Origin of the sequence: Teredinibacter waterburyi, assembly GCF_001922985.1 — a bacterium.
Classification (GTDB): Bacteria; Pseudomonadota; Gammaproteobacteria; order Pseudomonadales; family Cellvibrionaceae; genus Teredinibacter; species Teredinibacter waterburyi.
Window position 1 is genome coordinate 135,421 of sequence record NZ_MRUH01000167.1, and the last position, 26,759, is coordinate 162,179.

At 45.2% G+C, this 26,759-nt stretch carries 20 protein-coding genes; 12 read left to right on the top strand and 8 right to left on the bottom strand.

Features of this window, described 5'->3' with window-relative positions; translation table 11 throughout:
- The first annotated feature begins 13 nt into the window (after positions 1–13).
- Positions 14–427 (top strand): DUF6524 family protein, encoded by a 414-nt coding sequence (locus IDZ20_RS14040; protein WP_188152061.1) that lies wholly within the window; start codon positions 14–16, stop codon positions 425–427.
- Between the two features lie 133 nt (positions 428–560).
- On the opposite strand, the gene rrtA is transcribed toward IDZ20_RS14040, so the two are convergent.
- Positions 561–1,235, bottom strand: a complete 675-nt coding sequence (gene rrtA, locus IDZ20_RS14045; protein WP_188152062.1) for a rhombosortase — start codon at positions 1,233–1,235, stop codon at positions 561–563.
- A gap of 2 nt (positions 1,236–1,237) precedes the next feature.
- Positions 1,238–2,212: a GGDEF domain-containing protein gene (locus IDZ20_RS14050; protein WP_188152063.1), complete on the bottom strand. Its 975-nt coding sequence runs from the start codon at positions 2,210–2,212 to the stop codon at positions 1,238–1,240.
- Positions 2,213–2,702: 490 nt separating this feature from the next.
- Between IDZ20_RS14050 and IDZ20_RS14055 the strand changes: the two genes are divergently transcribed.
- Positions 2,703–3,845, top strand: coding sequence for a pyridoxal phosphate-dependent aminotransferase (locus tag IDZ20_RS14055; RefSeq protein WP_188152064.1), 1,143 nt, complete (start codon positions 2,703–2,705; stop codon positions 3,843–3,845).
- Positions 3,846–3,945: 100 nt separating this feature from the next.
- Here IDZ20_RS14055 and IDZ20_RS14060 read toward each other — a convergent pair whose 3' ends face one another.
- The 6 genes from IDZ20_RS14060 to dnaA form a co-directional block, all read right to left on the bottom strand.
- On the bottom strand, positions 3,946–4,818 hold the full coding sequence (locus tag IDZ20_RS14060; RefSeq protein ID WP_188152065.1) for an alpha/beta fold hydrolase: 873 nt from the start codon (positions 4,816–4,818) through the stop codon (positions 3,946–3,948).
- A gap of 17 nt (positions 4,819–4,835) precedes the next feature.
- Positions 4,836–7,481, bottom strand: coding sequence for a bifunctional lysylphosphatidylglycerol flippase/synthetase MprF (mprF, locus tag IDZ20_RS14065; RefSeq protein ID WP_188152066.1), 2,646 nt, complete (start codon positions 7,479–7,481; stop codon positions 4,836–4,838).
- A 339-nt stretch (positions 7,482–7,820) separates the two neighbouring features.
- Positions 7,821–10,247: a DNA topoisomerase (ATP-hydrolyzing) subunit B gene (gyrB, locus tag IDZ20_RS14070; RefSeq protein WP_188152067.1), complete on the bottom strand. Its 2,427-nt coding sequence runs from the start codon at positions 10,245–10,247 to the stop codon at positions 7,821–7,823.
- A 15-nt stretch (positions 10,248–10,262) separates the two neighbouring features.
- Positions 10,263–11,429 (bottom strand): DNA replication/repair protein RecF, encoded by a 1,167-nt coding sequence (recF, locus tag IDZ20_RS14075; protein ID WP_188152068.1) that lies wholly within the window; start codon positions 11,427–11,429, stop codon positions 10,263–10,265.
- A gap of 74 nt (positions 11,430–11,503) precedes the next feature.
- Positions 11,504–12,607 carry a DNA polymerase III subunit beta gene (dnaN, locus tag IDZ20_RS14080; protein WP_188152069.1) on the bottom strand — a complete coding sequence of 368 codons (1,104 nt, stop codon included), beginning with the start codon at positions 12,605–12,607 and terminating at the stop codon, positions 11,504–11,506.
- Between the two features lie 110 nt (positions 12,608–12,717).
- Positions 12,718–14,325 (bottom strand): chromosomal replication initiator protein DnaA, encoded by a 1,608-nt coding sequence (dnaA, locus tag IDZ20_RS14085; RefSeq protein WP_188152070.1) that lies wholly within the window; start codon positions 14,323–14,325, stop codon positions 12,718–12,720.
- Positions 14,326–15,354: 1,029 nt separating this feature from the next.
- Between dnaA and rpmH the strand changes: the two genes are divergently transcribed.
- The 10 genes from rpmH (at position 15,355) to IDZ20_RS14135 (ending at position 26,311) form a co-directional block, all read left to right on the top strand.
- Entirely contained in the window at positions 15,355–15,489 is a 135-nt protein-coding gene (rpmH, locus tag IDZ20_RS14090; protein ID WP_188152071.1) for a 50S ribosomal protein L34, read from the top strand.
- A gap of 8 nt (positions 15,490–15,497) precedes the next feature.
- Positions 15,498–15,896 carry a ribonuclease P protein component gene (gene rnpA, locus IDZ20_RS14095; protein ID WP_245792340.1) on the top strand — a complete coding sequence of 133 codons (399 nt, stop codon included), beginning with the start codon at positions 15,498–15,500 and terminating at the stop codon, positions 15,894–15,896.
- Positions 15,857–16,147, top strand: a complete 291-nt coding sequence (gene yidD, locus IDZ20_RS14100; protein ID WP_188152072.1) for a membrane protein insertion efficiency factor YidD — start codon at positions 15,857–15,859, stop codon at positions 16,145–16,147. Before rnpA ends, yidD begins: the two co-directional genes overlap by 40 nt.
- A gap of 21 nt (positions 16,148–16,168) precedes the next feature.
- Positions 16,169–17,866 (top strand): membrane protein insertase YidC, encoded by a 1,698-nt coding sequence (gene yidC, locus IDZ20_RS14105; RefSeq protein ID WP_188152073.1) that lies wholly within the window; start codon positions 16,169–16,171, stop codon positions 17,864–17,866.
- Positions 17,867–17,986: 120 nt separating this feature from the next.
- Complete coding sequence (mnmE, locus tag IDZ20_RS14110) at positions 17,987–19,336, top strand: tRNA uridine-5-carboxymethylaminomethyl(34) synthesis GTPase MnmE (RefSeq protein WP_188152074.1); 1,350 nt, start codon at positions 17,987–17,989, stop codon at positions 19,334–19,336.
- An 818-nt stretch (positions 19,337–20,154) separates the two neighbouring features.
- The gene (gene mnmG, locus IDZ20_RS14115; RefSeq protein WP_188152075.1) at positions 20,155–22,050 is read left to right on the top strand and encodes a tRNA uridine-5-carboxymethylaminomethyl(34) synthesis enzyme MnmG; all 1,896 of its coding nucleotides are present in this window, start codon (positions 20,155–20,157) and stop codon (positions 22,048–22,050) included.
- Between the two features lie 41 nt (positions 22,051–22,091).
- Positions 22,092–22,703 carry a 16S rRNA (guanine(527)-N(7))-methyltransferase RsmG gene (gene rsmG, locus IDZ20_RS14120; protein WP_188152109.1) on the top strand — a complete coding sequence of 204 codons (612 nt, stop codon included), beginning with the start codon at positions 22,092–22,094 and terminating at the stop codon, positions 22,701–22,703.
- 25 nt (positions 22,704–22,728) lie between these two features.
- Positions 22,729–23,526, top strand: coding sequence for a ParA family protein (locus IDZ20_RS14125; RefSeq protein WP_188152076.1), 798 nt, complete (start codon positions 22,729–22,731; stop codon positions 23,524–23,526).
- A 90-nt stretch (positions 23,527–23,616) separates the two neighbouring features.
- Positions 23,617–24,543: a ParB/RepB/Spo0J family partition protein gene (locus IDZ20_RS14130; protein WP_188152077.1), complete on the top strand. Its 927-nt coding sequence runs from the start codon at positions 23,617–23,619 to the stop codon at positions 24,541–24,543.
- Between the two features lie 262 nt (positions 24,544–24,805).
- The gene (locus IDZ20_RS14135) at positions 24,806–26,311 is read left to right on the top strand and encodes a glycosyl hydrolase (protein WP_188152078.1); all 1,506 of its coding nucleotides are present in this window, start codon (positions 24,806–24,808) and stop codon (positions 26,309–26,311) included.
- Positions 26,312–26,759: the final 448 nt, after the last annotated feature.

The following is a 26,759-nucleotide window of genomic DNA, read 5'->3' on the forward strand; positions in this document are numbered from 1 at the left end:
GGAGTATCCACAAATGGCACATGTAACTCATTTAACCTTGGCGGGCTTTGCGCTGCGTTTAGTGTTCGCCGCCGCACTAGTTTTCGCAACCTATAACCCTACCGGTTACTCCTACGCTCACTGGCTGAAAATGGGCAACATCACACCCTATTTGGCCTTAGCTGGAATGGTATTAATTATTGGTTGGGCCATTTATGTACGCGCTACGTTCCGTGCCTTGGGGAAAATAGGCTTGTTTTTGGCTGCTACGCTTTTTGCCTGTCTAATCTGGTTGTTTGTCGATCTCGGTTGGCTGAACCTTAAAAACCCTACGTTAATGAGCTGGGTAGTTGAAGTTAAACTCGCCTTTATTCTCGCGATAGGTATTAGCTGGTCCCACATTCGTCGCCGTCTATCTGGTCAAGTCGATACCGACGAGCTAGGCTAGTTCTGTTTAGCAGGTTCACGGTGTACTTTATTCTGCAAGGTATCCGGAATAAGGTACACGGTGAATCTAGCCTAAAGCTTCTCCAGGCTGTTTATTATTATTTTTAAAAAATAAGAAGCGACACCAAGGGTAATCAGTTACCAGCTGTGTCGTTTTTTTTTAATTTCGCATCAGGTATTTTTAGCGGCTTTTTTAGTCGGTATTTGTTTACTCTTTTCAGCACTAACAATATCCCTGCTATCGCCAAACCAGAAACGGCACCATAAAGATGTGCATCAACCGCTACCGGTGCTTGCATATGTTCGTATAAATAATTTACATCGTAGCCAGGTTGTTGTTCTTGGTAGAGTTTAAAGAAAACGATGCTTAGTGCTACTGCTGTAACCCAGCGGTTGAAAAATAATCTCTGACCGAAACTTACCACAAGTACACTGACTAATAAGCCATGTAGAACACCCGACAAACCCGCGTAGTTTTGTAATTCTGGATTATAAAACCAGAGCCCGGCACTTATCGCTAAAGCGTTAATACACACCAACAGTAACCAAACATAGAAATTAAATAATCCTCGAAATACCCATACAACACCCAACCAACCGAGCATATTAATAACACTGTGGAACCAACCAAGGTGAACAATATGTCCGCTCAATAAACGCCACACCTGTCCACTAGAAATCGATTCTCGGCTGTATTGTAAATACGGGTTTAACACATCGCCGAATATCCCCAATAACAACAGAAGGAATATCCAGCCACCGTGCTTTAAAGCGTTTTCGGGTAAATAACTCGGATTTGGGTAGCTCACAATTAGGCCACCACACAATCGCGGCCCGCCGCTTTTGCTTGGTAAAGTTTTTCGTCGGCTCTCTTAATCCAAGCGCGCCAGTTTTCGCCATCATTAAAACTCGCGACACCAAAACTACTGGTAATACTGACCTGCTGATTTAACGGCAGGTCTTTAACCGCTTGGCGTAGTTTTTCAGCAACGTGAATACTTTGTTCCAGATCGGACTCATATAAAACAACCAAAAACTCTTCACCACCCAACCGAAATACTGTGTCGCTGCGACGCATGTTGTCTTTTAACATTTTCGCCAAAGCAACTAACACTTGGTCGCCCATATCGTGGCCATAGTTATCATTGATGTGTTTAAAATGATCTATATCCAAGGCAACCAACGTCATATCGCATTCATTCGCGCGGGCATAGTCGCCAGCATGCTCTAAGGTGGTTGCCAACAAAACCCTATCGCTCAACCCCGTTAGCGAATCGGTAACAGCCTGTAAATGTAGACGCTGCTGCTGCTTAGTAATAACGCGAATTAGAATGGTGGTAAACATATTCACGAAGACAAGACTCATGACTAAACGTATTGCTAACGAAAACTCTAAGTAGGTAAAACCGAGAATAGTTGTAATCATTAGTGAAACCGCATTGGCGAACCATGCTTGTTTCTCAGGCAACATTAAATAGATAACCACGGCCACCGGCGAACACCAAACAGCGCCGGCGACCCCTTGACCTGCGATTGCCAACGCCAAATAGAGTATCAAACAGGGGACAAAACAACGCACCATAACCATCGACCAACGAGACCCGCACTTGGTCAAATATGCCAATATTGCAGCGAGTGATGCCAGGCCAAATGCGGCCAGCGCCAGTGAATATCGGCCTAAAATTAAATGGTTAATAATAAACGGCGTAATAAAGATCGTGACCGTTAACGCAACATAGTGTGTTGCCGTAATACGGTAATCTGGTAGTGCAGTAGTTAAATTCATTGTGTGGTTTGGTGTTCCATCCCTGTGGATTTCCATGGAAGCGAAATTATTCTAACCAATACACACACACAAAATGTAATCGTAGAACTCTTTCACTGACCTATTCAATACATACGTTCAGCTAAAACTTTGGAGTTAAAATTATAATATAAGTTTTGCGCGATACAGGTTTTAAAAATATAGCCAAAATCGCAGTTGAAAATCATTCTTATTTGACAGAGTTAGCATTTTTACAAAAGTTTTGGCCGTTTTCGATTTCAACGACCGCCTGTTGTGCCTTTCTAGGTGTTAACTCCCTATAATAGCCGCAACATATTCTAGTATAGATTTGGCTTAATCTAAGAGTGTTCACGCATATAAAACAATAATAGTGCGTAATCTCGCGAATTAACAACATTTTCACTTCGCTTATATTAGACCATCTGCTGCCTACTTTGATAACTAGGCGCCTAGGGTATGAACTAATAAAAATAAACCTAGGCGAGAAACAATGTTAGCTAATACCGAAGATAAACTATTTGATATCGAATTGTTCGATAAAACAACACACAACCCCTCTTTTGCTAGTTTAACCAATAATTTTAAAAACGATAGCGGTCTTAAAGACTATTGCATACCAGTTAACTCCTACTTCCCCCCCGATCACATAATGCAAGAGCTTTTCGAACGATTACCCTACGCCTTAAAGTATTACCCAAGCTCTAACGAATCTATTGCCGATAATATCGCGTTATTCTCGGGTGTAGAAAACCCCGACTGGATCGTTGCTGGAAATGGTTCAACCGAAATTATCTCTTGGTTAAATTCGATATTTATTAAAGAGAGTATTTTCGTTCCAGTCCCTTCATTTGGACGCTGGATAGAAGAGCCCCTTGGGCTCGGTATTGAGGTTAAAACAATGCCTCATAGTGATGCGAATTTGCAAACTATTTCCGCTAAAGACTATGTGGAAGCCGTTTTGAAAAGTAACGCTAAGAACGCGGTTATTTGTAACCCCAACAACCCAACCGGTACGCTGTTTTCCCGCGAGGACATTCTCTGGATTCTTGGCGAGCTTACCCACCTAGACAATATTATTATCGACGAATCGTTTATCGATTTTTCATCAGAGAACCCTCCATCAGTTAAAAATGATGTAGCGAACTTTAACAACACCTGGGTATTGAAGAGCCTCGGTAAGAACTTAGGTTTGCATGGTGTTCGTATGGGCTACGCCATTAGCTGCGAAGCCAACATCGCCAGAATGAAAAAGCACCTACCCTATTGGAACGTAAATGGCATAACAGAAATGCTGCTTTCGCTAATTAAAAACGAGCAGGTTGCCTATGATGAAAGCCGCTTAAAAACAATTAATGATGCTATCTATTTGTCGGAGTGTGTAGAAGAAATTCGTGAACTTACAGTATTCCCGACCCACTCAAATTTTATTTTCGTAAAACTAGCTGACGAATATGACGGTGAGGACCTACGTAATAGAATGCTTCAAGATCACGCCTGTCTTATCCGTAACTGCGGTAATAAGCTCGGCTCCTCTAAACAGTATTTTCGAATAGCCGCGCGACCAGTAGATGATATTCATTATCTGGTAGCTGCACTTAAAGATGTGTTGGCCAAAATGCGAGCTGTGGCTTAGAAGAGGTTTTTATTTCGCTGGCTAATTCTAGTGATATTTACCACGGCGTTAGAGCGGCCAGTTTTAGCTTAGGCTATATTACTGGCCGTACTTTTAATCTTTAGTTATTTTCCAAAATAAAATCACTGATCATCTTCGATATCAATTTCGGTTCAGTAAACAGTAAGCTGTGGCCTCTTCCTGAAATTATTTTTAACTTACCCATCGGTAGATATTCAGACATGTTTTCTGCATGCGCTCTGGATACCATGTCGTATTCACCCATTACATTGAGCGTCGGTGTTTCTACCTTCTGCAAATCGGATTCGTTTAACCTTGGGTAGTCCCGCCACAGTGCTAGTGTTCTCTTTACCAGCTCTGGCCATCTTGCAGGATGCGAAGACTCTATCGAGTACAGCAAACGCGCCATGATTGGATGCGAAAATGTTTCGACGGTACTTATATCTTTTTTAACGGTTTTTTTTAATCCTGAATAGTGATAATTCGAACCAACCGTTACTAAACTTTTTATTCGCTCTGGGTGGTCAAGCGCTGCAATTAAACCCGTATTGCCACCGTCGCTCCAGCCCGCGATATGGAAACGTTGGATTTGCAGTTGATCCATTAGCCGAAAAACATCTGTGGAAAATAATCGATAAGAGAAAGGCAAATCACCTAGGGTTGATCGCCCTTGACCGCGTAGATCTAGGCAGATCACACGATAGCGCCGGGCCAGGAATGGTAGTTGAGAAAACCACGCCGTAATAGACGTAAGACCACCATGTAACAGAACCAGTGTTTCCTTATTATTTTCGGGGCCTTGGCAAATATCAATTACTTCATAATAGAGCTGGGTAGTAGCATCAAGTGCTAAATAGGCTTTCGTATGGACTTTTCCCCTAGCCGTTTTATTTCTAACCACTACCCTCAAGTAAAACCAACGCCAACCAAGATAATAGATAAAGTACCCTATACCAATACAAAAAATAGCCATGCTTTTGAGGGCCGCCATTACTTTAAAAACATCTCTTTAAAACCACCAGAAATTAGTACAGATACATCTAACAATACCTTGGGTAATTCTATACCTCCTTTGCAAGCTAGATATTTTGATTGCCAATGAGGATCGAATTTGTTTTTGTAAAAATACAGCCCTTCAAAACTATAAAAGTTTTCGCCTAACCGATAGACCAAGTTTGCGAGTTTATTCCAAGACGGTGAAAGCGCACGCGTTTCTAAACCCGCCAATGGCGCCATTCCTAAGTTAAACCACTGATATCCGTTGTCCTTTCCCCATAAAAATAACTGAACAAATAGATATTCCATTACGCCCTTAGGAGCTGCATCGCCGAAGCGCATTAAATCTACAGAGACTTCTTCTTTCAAATCGGTTTTCCATATATTCGCAAAGGCGACTATTTTGTTATTCACTTTTACCAATGCAAAATCGAACTGCTGTAGGTATTCCGGTTGAAAGAATCCCAGCGAAAAGCTTTTCTCTGCGGCATTTTTGGTTTTTAGCCACTCGTCCGAAATTACCCTAAGTTCAGGTATTAACGGCTTAACATCATCTGCATTAACCACACAAAATTCTACACCGTCCCGCTGGGCACGGTTTACCGTTTGTCTTTGTGCCGCTCGTTTACTACCTTCCAAACTGAAGCCAGGTAGCGCTACCCTCGCCTCCTCACCTAGTTTTGAAAACGACAAACCTAAATCTATGTAGATAGGTAAGTATTCTTCTGACACCTGATAAAAAGCACAGCGCGTATTGGTTTGATCACACAACTCTCGGAAGGCCCAAGCTAATGATTCGAAGCGTTTTTTATTGCCGACTGGGTCACCCAGAGCGATTAGGCTGCGACCAGATTTTTGGTACATGATAAACGCATCATTATTCGGGTCGATTAGAAACTTTTTGTCCCCAAGTAAGGCTATATTCGCTTCGCAGTTTTTGTTTTGTGCAATAATCGTTTTTATTAAGGGTAATTGATCTGGACTGCAGCTTTCTTCACTTGTCGGTTGTCCACGTAATATTCGCATGGTTAGGTAGACTATAAACAACACGATCACGAGAAATTCTGCGCGCAGCATTCGCGCGGCGTCGCCCTTAAAAGTAAAGCGCCACCATAGTTCATTAGAATATTCAGTATGACGATGAGCAAAAATTCCTAACCATACCGAAGCTGCAATAACCAAAACGACGCACACCATCCAATTGAAATTAACACTGCGTTCAATTAACTCACCACCCCTAAAGAATTCGCGATGCGTCATGGTGATAATCGCAATCATTGCTAGCAAAAAAACTGTGTAACCCCAATTACCAATTTGCACCAAGGACGCGAGCGTAGCGACAATAAGCAGCGCCACTGTAATATCGCGAGCTGCTTTTAAACGTTTATACAAACCATGCGCAACTAATAGTAAACCTAGCCCCACGACACTACTCAGCATGTGCGACATTTCTAAAATCTGAATTGGTATTAGCGGTCGGATTTTAGCGAGCTGCTCAGCACCCAGTGGAATTGTTCCACCTAATACCAATGTGATTCCAACAAAGAACACACAGATCGAGGTGATTTGCGGAACGATACGCGTGCCCCAGTCCGCCCCTGTTGAAGTAAGTTCTTTTAGTTTTCTCTTGTAGGAATGAGAGACTTCTCGCCATGCGATTATCAATAAAGCGACGGCTAACGGTAGAAAATAGTAGATAGCACGATAAACGACGATGGCGCCCAGTAATTTTGCAGGTGGAATTGTTGGCAGCAATAGAATTAATGCCGATTCAAATACGCCAATACCGCCGGGAACACTACTGACCATCCCCGCAACAATTGCCAATAGATACGCACCGAGAAACATGCTGAAACCAATACTGGTGAAGTCCGGTAGCAACACATACAACACGGTACTGGCAACGACTAGGTCCAAACTGCTTACCACTACCTGGGATACGGCAATGGATATTGAAGGAAAAGAAAACTGATGAGACTTGACCAAAAAAGGCGCTTTAACCAAGCGCGAGGCAATGAGGTAAGCGCCTACAAGCAACACCAAACAAACACCCACCGTTCTGATAGCCGCGCTCGAGATCGGTAGGGCAAAAATTACTTCCTGTGGTTCTATTATAAAAACACCACCAATCAACAAACTACTGCCGAGAGTAAAGGTAATGGGAATAAGTAAAACTATTTGAGCAATTTGAACACTGCTTAAACCAATCATACTGTATGCCCGATAGCGAATAGCGCCACCCGAAACCGATGCCAAGCCCACATTGTGCCCCACCGCAAACGCCGAAAAAGAGATCGGTGCTATAGCGCGGTACCCGATATCTGCCTTCGCATAGCGTGCACTAATTAAGTCGTAGACTGTTAAAAGGAGATAACTAACAATCGTCAAAACAACTGCCAAAACAATAGAGATACTTGGCAATTGTTCGATATAGCCCACTATCTGACTAAGCTGCATATGATGTGTAAGCGAAGTAAGCGCCCACATCGAAGCGATAAAGATTAGCGCTATAGCCACAGAACCTAGGTGCCTATGCCATAGCCTTGGCTCGGTCAGCACTGTTTCACCTGCTAGCGCTTTACCCGTAGATAAATCAGACTTATGAAATGAATCATTAGTAGATATAGGTTGCTGTGTCATTCACATTCCAAAGGGGATGGGTGCTAATCTTACTGTATAAATAATTTAGGGTTGGTTTATTCCGCGGGCTTGCTGTGCCACTTAGATAGTCTTATTTATATTCTCAGAAATACAGCTATGCTGTTTTCACTGCTATTCCAAACAGTTGTAATTAAATAAAGATGTTACGTTACGCTTAGGTTATTCAAAACGAATTACTGAAGAGCGCGCTTAGCTAGCAGAGGAAAGCCAGACGTCATTCTATCGTAATATACAAAAAACCCCGTTTGTTGATTAAACAAACGGGGTTTTAAAATATCAGCTAGTTATATTCAGCTAACAATATTATTTCGATTTTCACTAAACATCCAGATTCGCAACAGACAAGGCGTTGGTTTCAATGAATTCTCGACGCGGTTCTACGTTGTCGCCCATCAGGCAAGTAAATATCTGATCCGCCGCGATGGCGTCTTCGACTCTTACTTGTAACATACGGCGTGTCTCTGGGTCCATGGTGGTTTCCCAAAGTTGCTCTGGGTTCATCTCGCCCAAACCTTTGTAGCGTTGAATACTGTAGCCTTTTTTCGACTCAGTCATAATCCAATCGAGCGCTTCTTTAAAGGTTTCTACCGGTTGCTTGCGTTCGCCTTTGGCTACGTAGGCACCCTCCTCAATTAGGTCGCTAAGTTGATCACCGAGTGCGCGAATAGCTTTATAGTCTTCGCCACCAAATAGTTCGCCGCTAATACGCACGCTGTTTTCAACGCCGTGAGCAATGGTGGATATTTTGGGCTGATATTCGCTGCGCTCTTTGTTCTTTACAGCTGTAGCAGTGAACTGGTGAGTCTTAGAAAACTCGTTTAAACCATCCAATCGTACCTGTAGAGCAGCACACCAGTGGCTAACAGCTTCTTCAGATTTTAAATCTTCGTAGTTTAGCGTCTCGGTATAGAGTAACTGTTCTAAAACCAACTCCGGATACACGCGAGATAGCTTGGTGATAATACTCATGGCGTTGCGATATTCTTTAACCAAGGCTTCTAGTTGCGGCCCTGATAGGGCTGGCGCATCAGTAGAAACATGCAGTGCTGAGGTTTCCACCGCGGTGTTGGTTAAGAATTGGGTAAGCGCGTCATCATCTTTCAAGTACTGTTCTTGTTTGCCCTTCGCAATTTTATAGAGTGGTGGCTGAGCAATATACACATGGCCACGCTCTATCAACTCACGCATTTGACGGAAGAAGAAGGTAAGTAACAGGGTGCGGATGTGCGAACCATCCACGTCAGCATCCGTCATGATAATAATACTGTGATATCGCAATTTGTCGGGGTTAAATTCCTGAGCGCCTATACCACAACCGAGTGCGGTGATTAAGGTTCCTACTTCGACGCTGCTTAGCATCTTGTCGAAACGGGCTTTTTCGACGTTTAGGATTTTACCTTTAAGCGGCAGGATTGCTTGCGTGCGACGATCGCGCCCTTGTTTGGCGGAACCGCCGGCGGAATCACCCTCCACTAGGTATATTTCAGAAAGCGCTGGGTCTTTTTCTTGGCAGTCTGCGAGTTTACCCGGCAGGCCAGCAATATCTAAAGCGCCCTTGCGACGCGTCATTTCACGGGCTTTGCGGGCTGCTTCTCGGGCGCGAGCTGCTTCCATCATCTTCCCGACTAGGGCCTTCGCATCTTGTGGGTTTTCCAGTAGATAGTCATTCAACGCTGCGCCCATCTCTTGTTCTACCGCAGTTTTAACCTCGGAGGAAACGAGCTTGTCTTTGGTTTGCGATGAGAATTTTGGGTCGGGTACCTTTACCGAGATAATGGCCGTCAAACCTTCCCGCGCATCATCTCCAGTAGTACTTATCTTCTCTTTTTTACCGAAGCCTTCGCGTTCGATATAGCTATTTAAGCCACGCGTTAGTGCTGAGCGGAAGCCAGCCAAGTGCGTACCACCGTCACGCTGTGGAATATTATTGGTATAGGAATAGATGTTTTCTTGGAACCCGTCGTTCCACTGCATAGCAACCTCAACGCCTACGCCGTCTTCTTCGCGCTGGGTGGTGAAGTGCATAACTTTGTTTACAGCAGATTTATTCTTATTGAGGTACTCAACAAAGGCTCTTAACCCGCCTTCGTATTCATATACTTCTTCCTTACCGCTGCGCTCATCTTTTAACACGATGCGAACACCCGAGTTAAGGAACGAGAGTTCACGCAGACGCTTAGCTAACTGCTCAAAATGAAACTCGATATTGGTGAAGGTTTCGGGAGACGGAATAAAATGCACTTCTGTACCCGACAATTCAGTTTCACCAATAACCCCTAAAGGTGCTTGTGGTACGCCGTGAATATACACTTGTTCGAATACTTCGCCGTTACGACGAATGGTTAGCTTTAGTTTAGAAGAAAGCGCATTTACGACTGAAACGCCCACACCGTGCAGGCCGCCAGACACTTTATAGGTATTATCATCAAATTTACCGCCTGCGTGCAGCACGGTCATAATAACTTCGGCGGCAGAGACACCCTCTTCGTGCATTTCGGTAGGGATTCCACGGCCGTTATCAGACACGGATACTGATTCATCAGGGTGAATAACAATACGAATTTCACTACAGTGCCCTGCCAAGGCTTCGTCGATTGAGTTATCAACCAATTCAAACACCATATGGTGTAAGCCAGTACCATCGTCGGTATCACCAATGTACATACCTGGCCGCTTACGCACGGCATCTAATCCTTTTAGTACTTTAATGCTCGAGGAATCGTATTCTCTTGGTTGATCGCTCATAATTATTTTCGTCTCTTATTCACTTCGAAGTTGCGGAACATCTGTTATAGATCCATGTTCCACGTGAAACATCTTAAATTCTTGTTGGGGTAACCCGCCCCACTCGGTTTGTAGTGACTGCTCGCTTATAGCGGTGATAAACACCTGACTGGCCATCGCCGACAAGGCCCGCTCGACTACGGCTAGGTTGCGCGCATCCAACTCTGACGGTAAGTCATCTAGTAAAAACACCGGATGACGCCCGCTAAGTTGGTTAAATAGCTGCGCCTGGGCCAGATACAAACCTGTTATGACAGATTTTTGCTGACCGCGAGATAAGCTTTCCACTGCGGGAATCTTACCGCTATAGAGCTGCAGATCAGACTTGTGGGAGCCAATACTGGTGTAACCCAGCTTTAAGTCTCGCTCCCGAGTTTGCTGCAGAACCTGACAATAACGTTCTACGTCTGGCTCTTCACCCTCCCCGAGTTTCCAACCATCAAGGTAGTTGAGCTGTAAGCCGTGGCCAGAACTATCAAGCTCGCTTACAAATTCAAACAAGTTAAAGCTATCGCGTACCGCTAATTGGTACTCTGTAAATACGCGTTGTCTACAACGCTCTATAACCGCTCCATAGCGCGCAACCTCTTGATCCCAAGGGTCTAGCTCAGGGCCGCTTATTTTAGCATGACGGAGCAAACTATTCCGTTGTTTAACGCATCTCGCATAGTGTTTCCACGCGTCTCGGAACTGATGTTCCACGTGAAACACTAACCAATCGAAAAACTGGCGCCTAACCTTTGGCGCGCCCTCCAACAACAGGAAGGACGATGCGTTCATAACCAACAAAGGAAGCGCCTGCGCTAACTCTGCCGCACTCTGAGCGTTACTACCGTCGACCTTAATAAGAGATCCGCCCTTTGCGTCTCGCATAACGCCGATGGTTCGCTGTAGCTGATCTTCATCTTTAGTTTCTTGGAGGCGAGCGAACAGGGTAAGTTGGGGTGCGTCGTACTGGATTAAGCGCCGGAATTTATGCGTGCGAAAGGAGCGCCCGTGGGCTAGAACACTGATACTCTCGAGTAGCGACGTTTTACCGGAGCCATTTTCACCAATAAAAATATTAAACGAGGCACCCGGCTCTATATCGACAGAGACAAGGTTGCGGAAGGTTTGGATTGCGAGACGTGTTATATAAGGCATGCTAGGCAGTACGACCCTCTTGCTAGCTCAGTATGTTTACCCCTAGCAAGAGAGTACGACTACTATATAGAGTATTAAAGGCGCATCGGCATCACAACATATGCTGAATCTGAGTTTTCAGGCTCTTCAATCAACGCACTGCTGTTAGAGTCGGATAGGGTAATCTTAATATTCTCTGTGGTTAGAACGCTGGTAACATCTTGCAGATAACTCACATTAAAACCCACTTCCAAAGAATTGCCGCTGTATTCAACCGCAACCTGATCCTGAGCCTCTTCCTGCTCTGGGTTATTAGCAATAATCGTAAGTTGTCCATCCTCTAACAGCAAACGTACACCGCGGTACTTTTCGTTAGAAAGAATCGCCGTTCGTGCGAACGACTGCTTCAGATCAGAGCGATTGCCGATAACTATCTTATCGCCGCCTTTAGGCAGTACCCGCTCGTAATCAGGGAATTTACCATCCACCAATTTAGACGTAAAAGTGTAATCCACGGTTGTAGCGCGAATATGGTTTGACCCCAAGGTTAGTTCGATTGGAACATCACCATCAATTAACAGGCGAGATAATTCGATTACACCTTTGCGCGGTAAAATCGCTTGCTTAACCTCTTCTACGTTGGAATCTACCGTGCGAGTACACATCGCTAAACGATGACCATCTGTAGCGACAACGCGCAATGCATTGGGGCGCACTTCCCACAGCATTCCGTTCAAGTAATAACGTACATCTTGCTGTGCCATAGCAAAGGCAGTTCTATCGATAAGTCGCTTAACTTCCGATTGAGCACAACTAAAACTAAGTTCATTTGCGCCACGCTCTACCGCTGGGAATTCGTTGGCCGGCAGTGTCGATAAGGTAAAGCGTGTACGCCCACTTTTAACTGTAACCTTCTGATCTGAAAGGGAAAAGTTTATATCAGAATCATCCGGCAGGGCCCGGCAAATATCCAAAAACTTCTTTGCTGGAACCGTAATTTCGCCATCACCAGGCGCAGAACCTAGGGCGACGCGGCCAACTATTTCAACCTCCAAATCTGTGCCAGTCAACGAGAGCGTCTCACCCTCTATAACAAGCAACACATTGGCTAAAATGGGCAATGTTTGACGGCGCTCTACCACGCCGGCAACCAACTGAAGGGGTTTAATTAAGGCATCTCTAGCTACGGTAAATTTCATTCTGCTTCTCTATGGGTAAGCGTTGTTATGATTTTTATGAGGTTAAAATCGAAGACATCGACAATATATGAGCGGTAATCAGAAAGCGTCTATTTTGACTTAAAACGGCCCTAAGTTGTGAGCGTTCGAAGCAAATTTTTAACATCTTCCCTAATATCCGCGTCAGATTCCTGTAATTCTTTGATTTTTCGGCAGGCGTGCAAGACGGTCGTGTGATCTCGACCGCCAAAGGCGTCACCAATTTCGGGTAGGCTGTGATGAGTGAGGTCTTTCGCTAGATACATAGCAACCTGACGCGGCCTTGCAACTGAGCGGCTGCGGCGCTTGGAATGTAGATCAGAGATTTTGATTTTATAATACTCTGCAACCACCCTCTGAATATTATCGATACTAACCAACCGATCCTGAAGGGCTAACAAGTCTTTAAGTGCTTCGCGTACAAGCTCAACGGAAATTTCTTTGCCTGTAAAATGGGCACTGGCGATAACCCGCTTCAATGCCCCTTCCAGTTCGCGCACATTAGATCGAATACGCTGAGCAATAAAGAACGCAGCATCATTGGGGAGATGCATACTCACGCTTTCGGCTTTGCGTTTAAGGATAGCCACACGTGTTTCCAATTCTGGCGGTTCAATTGCCACCGTCAAACCCCACCCGAAACGAGACTTCAACCGCTCTTCTAAGCCATTGATTTCTTTCGGATATTTATCACAGGTTAAGATTATCTGCTGGCCGCCTTCGAGCAGCGCATTAAAAGTGTGGAAGAACTCCTCCTGGGAGCGTTCTTTACCGGCAAAGAACTGAATATCGTCAATTAACAGCGCGTCGACAGAACGGTAAAACCGCTTAAAATCGTTAATCGCATTCAACTGCAGCGCCTTCACCATATCGGCAACAAATCGCTCGGAGTGTAAATACACCACCCGAGCGCCGGGCTTGCGTTGAACAAGGGCATTACCAACCGCGTGCATTAAGTGCGTTTTACCTAAACCAACACCGCCGTAAATAAACAGCGGGTTGTATGAACCACCGGGATTTTCAGCTACCTGGGTCGCCGCTGCCAAACCCAACTGGTTGCTCTTACCGACAACGAAATTATTAAAAACAAAATTCGTATTAAGGCTACTTTTGTGTTCAATCCCGCCTTCTACGTCGCGACGCTTTACGTAACCTCGTCCAAAATTGTTACCATCAACGTCCAACAGCTCTGAACTGCGGCTATTAGAGTCGGTCTGCTGTAACTCTGAATTAAGCGCTTCGGCGGATTGGTATTCGTCAACAAAACGGCTCTGAGGCGGACTGCGATCATCTGCGCCACTACGACCAGCAGCTTGCTGAATAATATTGTGATTGTTCGGCTGTTCGTTAATAGGTATAGAGGGGCGATCGGGCGCCGAGAACCCCGGGGAGCGAGACTGACTTGACGAGACCTGCGGCGGTGCACTAGCTATAGGCGCAAGATTAGCCCCCTCTATACGTGGAGCTACGGCGATTTCTACCGCCTTGCGGCTAACGGACTGATCGTTCAAAAGCTCTTCAATACGCGTCTTAAACTTATCATTCACCCAATCCAGTACAAATCTGTTGGGGGCGAGCAGCTGTAAAATCGTGCTACTACAATCACCCACGCGCAGTGGACGAATCCAAGTATTAAATTGCTGAGCAGGCAACTCGGTTTGCAAATAGGAAATACATTGTTCCCATGCTGATTCTGGCAATTGTCGACTCCATCGAAATTAGGACACCACAACCCTACTGTTAAGTACCAATCTACTTAATAAAGAAGTGATGAAAAAGATAATCCTCGGCGTAATTCAAGAACGACTAACGAGCGAATGTATGGATACGAGATCAGCAGAAATAGACTGCAACCAATAGACGATATACCCCAATAACAAAAACGGTAGCTCACCCAAATAAAATGATTATTTAGGCGACAAATATCTTGAATAACTTTATTTTAGGTGCGCTAGTTTACGCTTGGATGGAAAGCTTATCCACAGGTAAGATGATATTTGTGCCACAAGTTTATGACTATTTATTCTTTGACCCACTACCAAAAATAACGTCATTTGTGGTATGTAAATCCATACACATAGCAGCCCAAATAACCTTATTCACTCGACCGATTAACTAAGGAATTACCAACCTAAGCTAACCTTACCAACTAGCGTTTATCCAAAATAGCTATTCGTAATTATATGCTATTGTTTTTTATGTCATTTTTACATAACCGGTATTTTCATCGATGTAAAAACTTGCCGCCCTTAAATCGATCAAAAAAAACAGTATGAAAAGAACAGATACTGCACATGTGGTAATCAAGCGACAACTAGATCGAAATAAATTAGCGCGATATATAATAAAAGGCGACGCCTTAAAAAAAGGTTATGCACCAACAAATAAAAAATTCCTTAACTTTGACAATTTTATTCCAAAACCAATTAAATGTGGATAACCCTGTGCACATCCAGTTGTTAAGTTGTCCATTAACAGGTATATGCCGGATATCGCTTGTCGTCTGAGAAGTTTCCACCCACGTCGCTAACACCGTTACTATGCGAACCGATCAAAAAGTAACATCCGACGCGCAGATTCTGCTGAGTAAGTCGCCATAAACCATTGATTTGTCGCTAGGTTTTCTATAGAATCGCGCGTCCTTCAAGGGGATATGGTCTGGTTTGTATACGCAGGTGTACGGCACGACAAACCCCCAACCACAGAATTTGATTTATAGGTGATCTGAAATGAAAAGAACATTTCAACCAAGTGTTTTAAAGCGTAAGCGCACACACGGTTTTCGTGCTCGTATGGCTACTAAGAGTGGTCGTCAGGTATTGGCACGTCGTCGCGCCAAAGGTCGTAAGCAGCTCGCAGCTTAATATCGTTTTTGCAGGTTGCTGGGGTGCTCCGCAACGGAGATGAAAAGGGGTTAACCTTTTTAAAATCCGATCGTTTGCTCAACTCCAGTGACTTCACTGCTGTATTTGATGACGCCCCTCTAAAGGCGTCTCATCCGCAATTCCTGATTCTCGCCAAACCAAATACTCTAGGCCGTCCGCGCCTTGGGCTTATCATCGCCAAAAAAAATGTAAGAAAAGCCGTTTATCGCAATCGCCTGAAGCGCTTGATACGCGAGTCTTTCCGCTGCAAACAGCACAATCTGCCTGCAATAGATGCTATAGTGCTGGCCCGGCGAGGCACCGAAGATATCGTTAATCAGGAACTAACCAAAATTCTGAATGGCTTATGGATACGTGTTGCGAAAAGAGCAAAACCCAACCGCTGAGCAAGGCTAAACTTTCGCCGCTTGCTCGCTTGGTACTTTTGCCCATTTATTTTTATCGCTACTGTATCAGCCCGATGTTGGGGCCGCGCTGTCGCTTTCAGCCCAGTTGTTCTGAATATGCCGTCGAGGCAATCGCAACCCACGGTGTGGCACGCGGATTTCTACTTGCGACGAAACGTTTGTCGCACTGTCATCCCTGGCATGAAGGTGGTTACGACCCAGTGCCTAAACGTCATTCCCATCACTCTTAATCACAACGGTAGTTAACCACCATGAATTGGCTTCGAAATTCGCTCATTGGGGGCATAGTAGTAATTCTATTTTTGCTGTTTATTCGCTGGAACGACTACAAAGAGCGATACAACGCAGAACTTTCACCTGTTAATGAACCCACAATTTCTTCTGTGGTAAACAACGCAGTTCCCTCTACTACAAATACCAGTATCCCTGGCAGTATCGATACTGAATCTGTTTCGGAAATTCCAAACGCAAGTGTTGATACTTCTGCGGAAAGTGCGGAGAGTTCGCTGCCGATCGCAACACAATCAAAAGTTGTTCACGTAACAACCGATAGTTTTGATGTTCTTATCGACACCCTCGGCGGCGACATTATCAAAGTAGCACTGCCCCAGTACTACGCAAAGCTCAATCAAGCAGACAACCCCTTTATATTGCTAAACAGCACACCCAGTCATACCTACGTGGCGCAATCAGGGTTGATTGGCACCAACGGCACCGACACGGCTGCGGGCCGACCAATATTTAGTGTGAGCAAAACGGAATACACCCTGGACGACGATGCGAATACCTTAACTGTCGACCTAGTTGTTCAACAAGAAGGTGCCGTTATCACTAAACGCTTCACCTTTACCCGTGATTCTTACTTAATCGATATTCAATATCTTATCGATAACCGTTCTAGCCAAGCTTGGCGCGGTCAGCTTTACGGGCAAATAAAACGCGATACCTATGTACCACCAAGTGACACGGGTATCGGTATGAGCCCTTATCTGGGTGCTGCGATTACTACCCCAGAAACCAACTACAAAAAAGTATCCTTCTCGGACATTGAAGACGAAACCTTCAAGATTACTCAGCCAGGTGGTTGGGTGGCGATGGTTCAGCACTACTTTATGAGTGCTTGGATTCCAAACCCTGAAGTCAGCAACGACTACACCCTGCGCAAACCGCGCAATTCAGATTACTACTTCCTAGGATTTAAGTCGGAACCGACAACGGTTGCCGGTAACAGTCAGGGCGTGATTTCTACCGGTTTTTACGCCGGCCCGAAAATCATTAAAAAGCTCGAAACCATTGCACCGCATCTAGATCTCACCATCGACTTTGGGTGGTTGTGGATGGTGGCCAAACCCTTGTTCTACGCCCTCGACTTTATTCACGGTTGGGTAGGCAACTGGGGTATCGCCATTATCTTGCTTACCTTCGCAATTAAAATCGTATTCTTCTACCCGTCGGCGATGAGTTATCGCAGCATGGCGAAAATGCGTAAGGTTCAGCCGCAAATGGCAGAACTAAAAGAGCGCTACGGTGATGATCGTCAGAAAATGTCGTCAGAACTGATGAAACTGTATAAGAAAGAAAAAGTGAACCCTATGGGGGGCTGCTTGCCTATCTTGCTACAGATGCCGGTATTTATGGCGCTCTACTGGATGTTGATGGAAAGCGTGGAACTACGCCATGCCCCCTTCTATCTATGGATCGCCGATATGAGTGTTAAAGACCCATTCTACGTACTACCACTATTGATGGGCGCCACCATGTTTATTCAGCAGAAGCTTAACCCCACACCTCCAGATCCAATGCAGGCTAAGGTTATGCAATTTATGCCGATTATGTTTACCGGTCTATTTATGTTCTTCCCCGCTGGTTTAGTACTTTACTGGGTTGTGAACAACACCTTGTCTATCTCTCAGCAATACGTTATCACTAAGCAGATCGAACGCAGCTAGACCACAAAGGCTATCCCGTGTAGCCTTAAAAGCGACGCCCAACTTGGTGGCTGGCAAGCTAGCCACCAAGTCTTCCTTCCTTTATATACATTCAATTTTAGTTAAGGTGTAAAACCTTCTATGGCTACCGATACTATTGCTGCAATTGCCACTGCTCCAGGTCGAGGTGGTGTAGGAATTGTGAGGGTATCTGGGCCAAACGTCACCAATGTCGCTACTAAAATTCTAGGTTTTGTACCAAAGCCTAGAGATGCTCACTACACCAGTTTTAACAACGCCGCATCCGAACGCCTCGATCAGGGCATCGCCATTTACTTTCCCAATCCACATTCCTTTACCGGTGAAGACGTCCTCGAATTACAAGGCCACGGTGGCCCGGTGATTCTCGATATGCTGTTGTCCGCCGTAATTGAGTGTGGCGCGCGCATGGCGCTGCCAGGTGAATTTTCGGAGCGGGCGTTCCTCAACGACAAAATCGATCTAGCTCAAGCAGAAGCCATTGCCGACCTAATCGATGCTTCATCACAACAGGCCGCAAAACAAGCATTACACTCTTTACAGGGTGAATTTTCTATTTGGGTTGACGGACTTGTCGAACGATTGATTCACCTGCGCATCTATGTTGAATCCGCGATAGATTTCCCCGAAGAAGAAATCGACTTTCTCAGCGATGGCAAAGTTGAAGCTGACTTGATTGCCATACTAAAACATACCAAGCAGTTACTCGCTAAAGCGCAGCAAGGTGTGTTGATGCGCGACGGGATGAAAGTTGTTATTGCCGGTCGACCGAACGCCGGAAAATCCAGCTTACTCAATGCCCTTGCCGAACGAGAAGTGGCGATTGTAACCAATATCGCAGGCACCACTCGCGATGTATTGCGCGAACATATCCATATAGATGGTATGCCCTTGCACATTATCGACACTGCCGGTTTACGCGACAGTCCCGATGAAGTTGAACGTATTGGTATTGCCAGAGCCTGGGACGAAATCGAACAGTCGGACCGAATTCTTTTGATGATCGACAGTCTCGACAAAAATCAATTGGATGTCACCAGCCACTGGCCGGAATTTTTTACCAATGAAAAAACTCGTCGTAAAGTGACTGTATTATTTAATAAGACCGACCAATCCGGCTACACCCCAAGCGACGACGACTTCCAGAGTCTCGCGCTTTCAGCAAAAACTGGCGCGGGCCTAGACCAACTGCGAAGCCATCTAAAACAAACCATGGGTTTAGAAACAACCAGCGAAGGCGGATTTAGCGCGCGTCGTCGTCATCTAGACGCCATCAACAAAGCCCACAGCTATATGCAAGCTGGCCTTGAACAGTTACAAACCTACTCAGCAGGTGAGCTATTGGCAGACGATCTGCGCTTGGCACAAGATCATCTAAGTGAAATCACTGGACGTTTTACTCCTGATGACCTGCTCGGTAAGATTTTTAGCAGCTTTTGCATTGGCAAGTAACCAACCCAACCAGCTTCCTTCCACTCCCCCTCGCTAAACCTGTAATCACTATCAACTCCCCTACGCTACTTTCGCTCGGCTAATCTATCGTCAAACAATTGGGCGTACACAATAAAAAACAGGTTATTTTTCAGACGATTAGAACCTATACCTAAAAAAAATCTAACGGTTCGAAAATAAAATCGTTCCAGTCTTAACGCAAAAAACAAGATACCCCAACCTAGCCGAAAAAACTTATCAACACTAACCCACACCTTATTCACAATTTTTACTCAAAAAACAACCAATCCGATAGGTTTCTCCCACGAAATCGAACAGCTTACCCACAGATAAACCTAACCAAAACACTAAAAACAGTAGTTATACACAAGAAACTGTGGAAAACATCTGATTAAGCTGGTCCAAAACGTCAAAACGATCAACAGAAAATTGGAGAGAATTTAGCCTAGGTGGATAACCCCACTTTTTATCGACAACTAACATGCCCCATATGCCCAGCATCAACAGACCCTACAAGCCCAGATATCATCAATATAAGTATTTGTTTTATATATACTTTTTTGTGTTTTACACAGAGCAAGTCGACACTAATATTAGTAACTAAGAATAAGATATCTATATAACACTACATATACTTATCTACTTTATATAATGTAAAAACAAATCACAGAAACTTTGAAAAACACAATTCCACTGTTCAACCGTATCGGAAAATTAGCAGTTCTTTTTTTGAACACTAACCCCTATAATGGCCGCCCTCTGGAACTCGCCGCCCCTATCGTGGCGTTTCCAAAATCTCAGCGGTAAGAGAAACCTGTATGATTTACCCCACAGCTTACGACGTGATTGTTATCGGCGGCGGTCACGCCGGCACCGAAGCATGTCTCGCTGCCGCGCGGATGGGCTGCAAAACCCTATTGCTAACCCACAATATTGAAACTCTCGGCCAAATGAGCTGCAATCCAGCGATTGGCGGTATCGGCAAAAGCCACCTTGTAAAAGAGATCGACGCACTCGGTGGTGCAATGGCTAGAGCAACCGACAAAGGCGGGATTCAGTTTCGTGTTTTGAATAGCCGCAAAGGCCCTGCGGTACGCGCAACCCGTGCGCAAGCTGATCGAATACTGTACAAATCTGCGATTCGAGAAATTCTTGAAAACCAACCCAATTTAGATATTTTCCAACAAGCTGCGGACGACCTAATCGTTGAAGGCGAGCGTGTTGTCGGTGTGCTTACCCAAATGGGGTTGAAGTTTTTATCACCAACAGTCGTGCTGACTGCTGGCACCTTCCTTGGCGGGAAAATTCACATTGGAATGGAAAACCATTCTGGCGGCCGCGCCGGCGATCCACCATCGATCGCCCTAGCAGACCGTTTACGTGAGTTACCGTTACGAGTCGATCGGCTAAAAACCGGAACTCCGCCACGTATCGACGCGCGTTCCGTTAATTTTGACGGCCTCGCCGAACAGTGGGGCGAAGAGGTTACACCGGTAATGAGTTTTATCGGCAGCCCTGCCGATCATCCGCGCCAAACCTGTTGTTGGATTACCCATACCAACGCTCAAACGCACGATATTATTCGAAGTGGTTTTGATCGTTCGCCGATGTTTACCGGCGTGATCGAAGGCATTGGCCCACGCTATTGCCCATCCATCGAAGATAAAGTTAACCGTTTTGCCGACAAAGATAGCCACCAGATTTTTATCGAGCCGGAAGGTTTAACAACCCACGAGCTCTACCCAAATGGGATATCGACCAGCTTGCCATTTGACGTGCAATTAGCCTTGGTGCGATCTATCAAGGGGTTTGAAAATGCCCATATTTCTCGCCCCGGTTACGCGATTGAGTACGATTTCTTCAACCCGCAAGATTTGAAATACAGCTTTGAAACAAAGTCTATTCAAGGTTTGTTTTTCGCAGGTCAAATCAATGGAACGACAGGTTACGAAGAAGCTGGCGCGCAGGGCCTATTGGCGGGCACTAACGCCGCACTGCAAGCCCAAGGAAAAGACCCTTGGTGCCCAGAGCGCGATCAAGCATACATTGGTGTGCTCGCCGATGACTTGATAACCATGGGCACTAAAGAGCCCTACCGCATGTTTACCAGTCGCGCTGAATACCGTTTGTTGTTGCGCGAAGATAACGCCGACACACGCTTGACTGAAAAAGGCCGAGAATTAGGCTTGGTGGACGATGCCCGCTGGGCGGCCTTCAGCGAAAAGCGCGAAGCCGTAGAACGAGAAACCCAGCGCATGCGTACCACCTGGATTCAAGCGGGAAGCCCAGAGGCGAATGAGCTAGCCCCTAAGCTTAAGTCGGAGATGGTACGTGAGTACTCACTCCTGGATTTACTGAAACGCCCAGAGCTGAATTACTACGATATCGCCAGTCTCAAAGGTGAAGCGGCCAGTGACCCACGTGTCGCCGAGCAGATCGAAATAAAAGCAAAATACGCCGGTTATATTGATCGCCAACAAGATGAGATCAACCGCTTACGCCAACACGAAGGCACCTTAATTCCTGTCGATTTTGACTACAGTACCGTCGAAGGCCTATCCAACGAACTCAAACAAAAGCTTAGCGAAGCGCAACCCGACACCATCGCCAGAGCATCGCGAATTCCGGGTGTAACGCCAGCGGCTGTTTCGTTAGTGTTGGTTTACTTGAAAAAAAGAGGTTTACTGAAGCGCCAAGCGGCGGTGACTTCGTGACCGATATTAGCGATAAACAACGCCTTCACTACAAGCAAGATATCGCCCTAGCCTGCACGAGTTTTGGTTTGGATGTTGATAACCTTACCATCGACCGCTATTTGCAATACCTCTCGCTTTTTCTGAAGTGGAACAAAACCTACAATCTTTCGGCAATACGACATCCTGATGAAATGGTGACCAAACACCTGCTGGATAGCCTAAGTGTCGCACCACATTTGCAAGGCTCTCGATTTATCGATGTTGGCACCGGCGGTGGCTTGCCTGGTATCCCGCTGGCAATTACCTATCCCGAGCGTCATTTTACCTTGCTCGATTCAGCGGGAAAGAAAACACGTTTCCTGTTTCAGGTAAAAACCGCACTGGGCTTAGATAACGTCCAAATCGAAAATTGCCGCGTTGAGGCCTATCAGCCTGTAGAGCGCTATGATGGGGTAATCAGCCGTGCATTTTCTTCGCTCAAAGATATGACCGATGGTTGTCAGCACTTGATTGGCTCTGATGGGCGATTTTGGGCAATGAAGGGGGTTTTTCCAAAGAGTGAGTTGAGCGAATTGGAAAAACACTATATCGTCGACAGCTCGCACCCCTTAATAGTGCCAAACCTCGAAGGTGAGCGCTGCTTGGTTGTGTTACGTAAAGAAATATCTTAATAAAAACAGCTAATTAGGTAAGACCGTGGGAAAGATATACGCAATAGCCAACCAGAAAGGTGGGGTTGGTAAAACAACTACAAGCGTCAATCTTGCCGCCTCCCTAGCTGCTACCAGAAAGAAAGTCCTCTTGGTCGATCTCGACCCACAAGGCAACGCTACCATGGGTAGCGGTATTGATAAAAATGATCAAGAGTTTACGATTTACGATGTTTTGGTCGGCTTAACCCGCGTCGATAATACTCTGCAGTTGTCCAGCGCTGGTCATTTTTACGTTTTGCCGGCAAACGGTGATCTGACCGCTGCCGAAGTCGAAATGTTAACAATGGACTCCAAAGAGTACCGCTTGTCGAAAGCCTTAGCGTCCGTACGCAGTCAGTTTGACTACATCATTATCGACTGCCCGCCCTCATTGAATATGCTCACGGTCAACGGTCTCACCGCCTGTGACGGCGTTATTATTCCTATGCAGTGCGAATACTATGCATTGGAGGGCTTGTCCGCTTTGGTGAATACCATCAATACCATTCAAAGTGTGCTCAACCCTAATCTAAAAATTGAAGGCTTGTTGCGAACCATGTACGACCCTCGCAACAGTCTAACCGGCGACGTCTCGGCACAGCTGAGCAGCCACTTTGGCGATCGCTTGTACCGCACTTGTATACCGCGCAACGTCCGGTTGGCCGAAGCTCCAAGTTTTGGCTTACCTGTATTGGCTTACGATAAGCAATCTAAAGGTTCGCTGGCATATATTGCTTTAGCTGGCGAAATTATTCGCCGCAATGAAGCTGCGGTGCCGGTTGCAGAAGTTACCGCAAACTAATCATCCGTTATTTAATGGTTCACCCAAGGCCAATCTTTAATGATTTGGCGGTTCGTGGTGTTCAACTCACATTGAGGTTCTAGATTTACAATGGCAAAACGTAAAGGTTTAGGTCGCGGCTTAGATGCCCTACTCGGCGGTAACAATACCCCAGGGCAAACACCAGTCGAAGCGATAAAGGCGGCCACCGAAGTAGTTGCAGAAATCACCTCGCCAGATACGAGTAAAAATGGCGTGCTGCGGGATTTGCCAGTCGAATTTCTTCAACGTGGTAAGTATCAACCGCGCCGCGATATGCACCCAGAAGCCCTCGAAGAATTAGCCGAGTCGATCAAAGCGCAAGGGGTTATGCAGCCGATTGTTGTACGTGCAGTAGCGGCTGATAAGTACGAAATTATTGCGGGTGAACGGCGCTGGCGCGCCACGCAAATGGCTGGAATAGATACCATCCCAGCGGTCATTCGCGATGTTTCAGACGAAACTGCAATCGCCATGGCGCTTATCGAAAATATTCAACGGGAAGACCTAAACCCCGTTGAAGAAGCAATGGCACTTAAGCGATTGCAGGAAGAATTTAGCTTAACTCAACAAGAAGTGGCCGAGGCCGTTGGTAAGTCTCGCACCACCGTAACGAACCTGTTGCGCTTACTAAATCTCACCGATGAAGTTCGTAAACTACTTGAGCATGGCGATTTAGAGATGGGCCACGCAAGGTGTTTACTACCCCTAGAAGCTGGTGCCCAAAAACGTTTAGCCCGACAGATTGTTGCCAAGGGTTTATCTGTACGTCAAGCTGAAGCACTTGTCAGAAAAACCCAACAAGAAGCCACTGAGACAGACACACCAACCGAAACCACAGATAAAGATATCCAGAAGTTAGAAGAAGCGCTGGGTGATAAGGTAGGTGTGCCCGTGATGATTCAGCACAACGCAAAAGGCAAAGGTAAATTGATTCTAAAATACAATAGCCTAGATGAGCTGGATGGCATTTTGGAACATCTCGGTTACAAGTCTTAGATTTGTAAGCGACCAATCCCCCTTATAACAAGCGTTTGATTTTTTCCTGAAATCCATTACAAAGTAAATTTGAAACGTTAAATGTAATCGGTTACAGTTCTGACCAGTTCAGTGGTATCGGTTGTATATTATGTATACAATGTTTTCCACTTTGGTTTTTATGTTGTTTTTGGTGCCATCAAACTTAGTTGTTGGTTTATCTGGGGGCTCGTTTTACGTTGAGAGTCTCGCTGTCTGATTGAGGTTAAATCAAGGAGATTTAATGAAGCTTTTCCGTATTTTTTGTGTTTTCGCCATTTGCACTGCAATTAGTGCCTGTGGTGGTTCTGGCGGTACTAAAACCCCGGATACCGGTAGTTCATCGTCGAGTTCGTCATCGTCTTCTAGTAGCAGCTCGTCAACGAGCACCACCTCTAGTACAAACTCTTCTTCAAGTAGTACCTCAACAAGCTCATCTTCTAGTAGTAGTTCATCTAGTAGTAGCAGTAGTTCTTCCTCAAGTTCAAGTGGTTCCACGCAACCCACTCACGCATCAAACGGCACGGTTTATTGCACCGAAGCTGGTGTAGACCCGGATGGTGATGGCTGGGGTTGGGAGAATAATGCTTCATGTTTAGTTCGTAATTCCGCTCAAGACCCAGATCGTGGCGATTTCAATGGTTGTATCAGTGGTACCAGTAGCTACAACTATTGTTCTGTAGATAATGGTTCTTGGGGATACGAAGACGGCCAGCTTTGTATGTCTGAGAGTTTTTGCCCTGCGAACAGAGACGGCAATCAAACATCAATGTCAGAAAATCTGATCAATCCGAATGCCGATGCTAAAACTGAAGCTGTATATGATTACTTGCGTTCGATATGGGGTAGTAAAACCCTATCGGGCCAGCAGGATCTAACCTGGAAAGACTCTGTTGATATGTACCAACGTGTAATCAACGATACAGGTAAAGCGCCCGCGATTATGGGTTACGATTTTATGAACTACACCCGTAATTACGGCAGTGGCATGAATCAAACAGCGGAAGCGATAACCCACGCCGATAGAGGTGGTTTGGTAACCTTCTGTTGGCATTGGCGTGACCCGTCACGTGTTTCTGATGATTTTTACAGCGACAACTCCACTTACCAAATTCCGGTAGCAAACGGGCAGATCGATACCAACAGTACATACTTTAGTGAGATTGACGCAGATATCGATGTTATCGCTGAAGAGTTGAAAGACCTACAAGCGGCTGGCGTACCGGTTTTATGGCGTCCAATACACGAAGCATCTGGCGGATGGTTTTGGTGGGGACGCCCGCGTACTGATGGTATTGACCCTGGTTATGCACAAATACTTTTATGGAAACATCTCTATGACCGCTTGACCAATGACCATGGCCTAAACAACCTTATTTGGGTATGGAATGGTCAAAGTGCTCTTTGGTATCCGGGTGATGCCTATGTCGATATTATTAGTGAAGATATTTACGATCAGGCACAAACCTATAGTTCGCAGCAACAGCGCTATGATACCGCAGCCGCCTACTCATCATCGCAAACAATGGTTGCCCTAAGTGAAAATAGTAATATTCCTGATCCAGACGCGATACAGAACGATGGTGCTTGGTGGTTATGGTTTGTGGTTTGGAATGATGGCGATTCGGCAGAAGGCGTGACAAATTCCAATAATTTTTGGACGGGTGAGTACTACAATACTAACGCCCATAAATCACACGTCTATAACCACGAAAACGTGATAACACTTGATGAATTACCAAACTTCTAGTGTAAAAAATGTTTTACTAAAGATATAAAAAAAGCGGCTTTTTAGCCGCTTTTTTTATACTAAATTAAATTAATAATTAAACTCTAAATCTATCGATAAATTGGTAAACAATATTGTAATAAAACGGTGAATGTTTGATTTAGATTTAGAAACCTACCTAAACAACCGTATACAATTACCCGTCTTCTTTTCTTACTAGATCAAAAACTAAATTAATTAACCTCTTTTATATCTTTAATTTAAATACTAATTTCCTATATTGCTGTTTACGGGCTGGCACAACAGGTTTATAAAAAAATAAACCAATTAAAAACAGCAGAAAGAAAAAGAATAATAAAGAGTGTCAAGTAAGGCCGGTGATAGTCTAAGACCGGTGGTAGTTGAGCGCATTGAGGAGTGGTAGACCCCTATTCCTTTTTGCGCTTTTGTTACCTTGAAAATCGAGCGT

Excerpts from the sequence above, each read along its gene's own strand:
- IDZ20_RS14040 (WP_188152061.1), top strand. The coding sequence starts at position 14 with ATGGCACATGTAACTCATTTAACCTTGGCGGGCTTTGCGCTGCGTTTA.
- IDZ20_RS14130 (WP_188152077.1), top strand. The coding sequence starts at position 23,617 with ATGGCAAAACGTAAAGGTTTAGGTCGCGGCTTAGATGCCCTACTCGGC.
- mnmG (WP_188152075.1), top strand. The coding sequence starts at position 20,155 with ATGATTTACCCCACAGCTTACGACGTGATTGTTATCGGCGGCGGTCAC.
- IDZ20_RS14055 (WP_188152064.1), top strand. The coding sequence starts at position 2,703 with ATGTTAGCTAATACCGAAGATAAACTATTTGATATCGAATTGTTCGAT.
- rpmH (WP_188152071.1), top strand. The coding sequence starts at position 15,355 with ATGAAAAGAACATTTCAACCAAGTGTTTTAAAGCGTAAGCGCACACAC.
- mprF (WP_188152066.1), bottom strand. The coding sequence starts at position 7,481 with ATGACACAGCAACCTATATCTACTAATGATTCATTTCATAAGTCTGAT.
- mnmE (WP_188152074.1), top strand. The coding sequence starts at position 17,987 with ATGGCTACCGATACTATTGCTGCAATTGCCACTGCTCCAGGTCGAGGT.
- IDZ20_RS14060 (WP_188152065.1), bottom strand. The coding sequence starts at position 4,818 with ATGGCTATTTTTTGTATTGGTATAGGGTACTTTATCTATTATCTTGGT.
- recF (WP_188152068.1), bottom strand. The coding sequence starts at position 11,429 with ATGCCTTATATAACACGTCTCGCAATCCAAACCTTCCGCAACCTTGTC.
- IDZ20_RS14050 (WP_188152063.1), bottom strand. The coding sequence starts at position 2,212 with ATGAATTTAACTACTGCACTACCAGATTACCGTATTACGGCAACACAC.
- dnaN (WP_188152069.1), bottom strand. The coding sequence starts at position 12,607 with ATGAAATTTACCGTAGCTAGAGATGCCTTAATTAAACCCCTTCAGTTG.
- gyrB (WP_188152067.1), bottom strand. The coding sequence starts at position 10,247 with ATGAGCGATCAACCAAGAGAATACGATTCCTCGAGCATTAAAGTACTA.
- yidC (WP_188152073.1), top strand. The coding sequence starts at position 16,169 with ATGAATTGGCTTCGAAATTCGCTCATTGGGGGCATAGTAGTAATTCTA.
- yidD (WP_188152072.1), top strand. The coding sequence starts at position 15,857 with ATGGATACGTGTTGCGAAAAGAGCAAAACCCAACCGCTGAGCAAGGCT.
- IDZ20_RS14135 (WP_188152078.1), top strand. The coding sequence starts at position 24,806 with ATGAAGCTTTTCCGTATTTTTTGTGTTTTCGCCATTTGCACTGCAATT.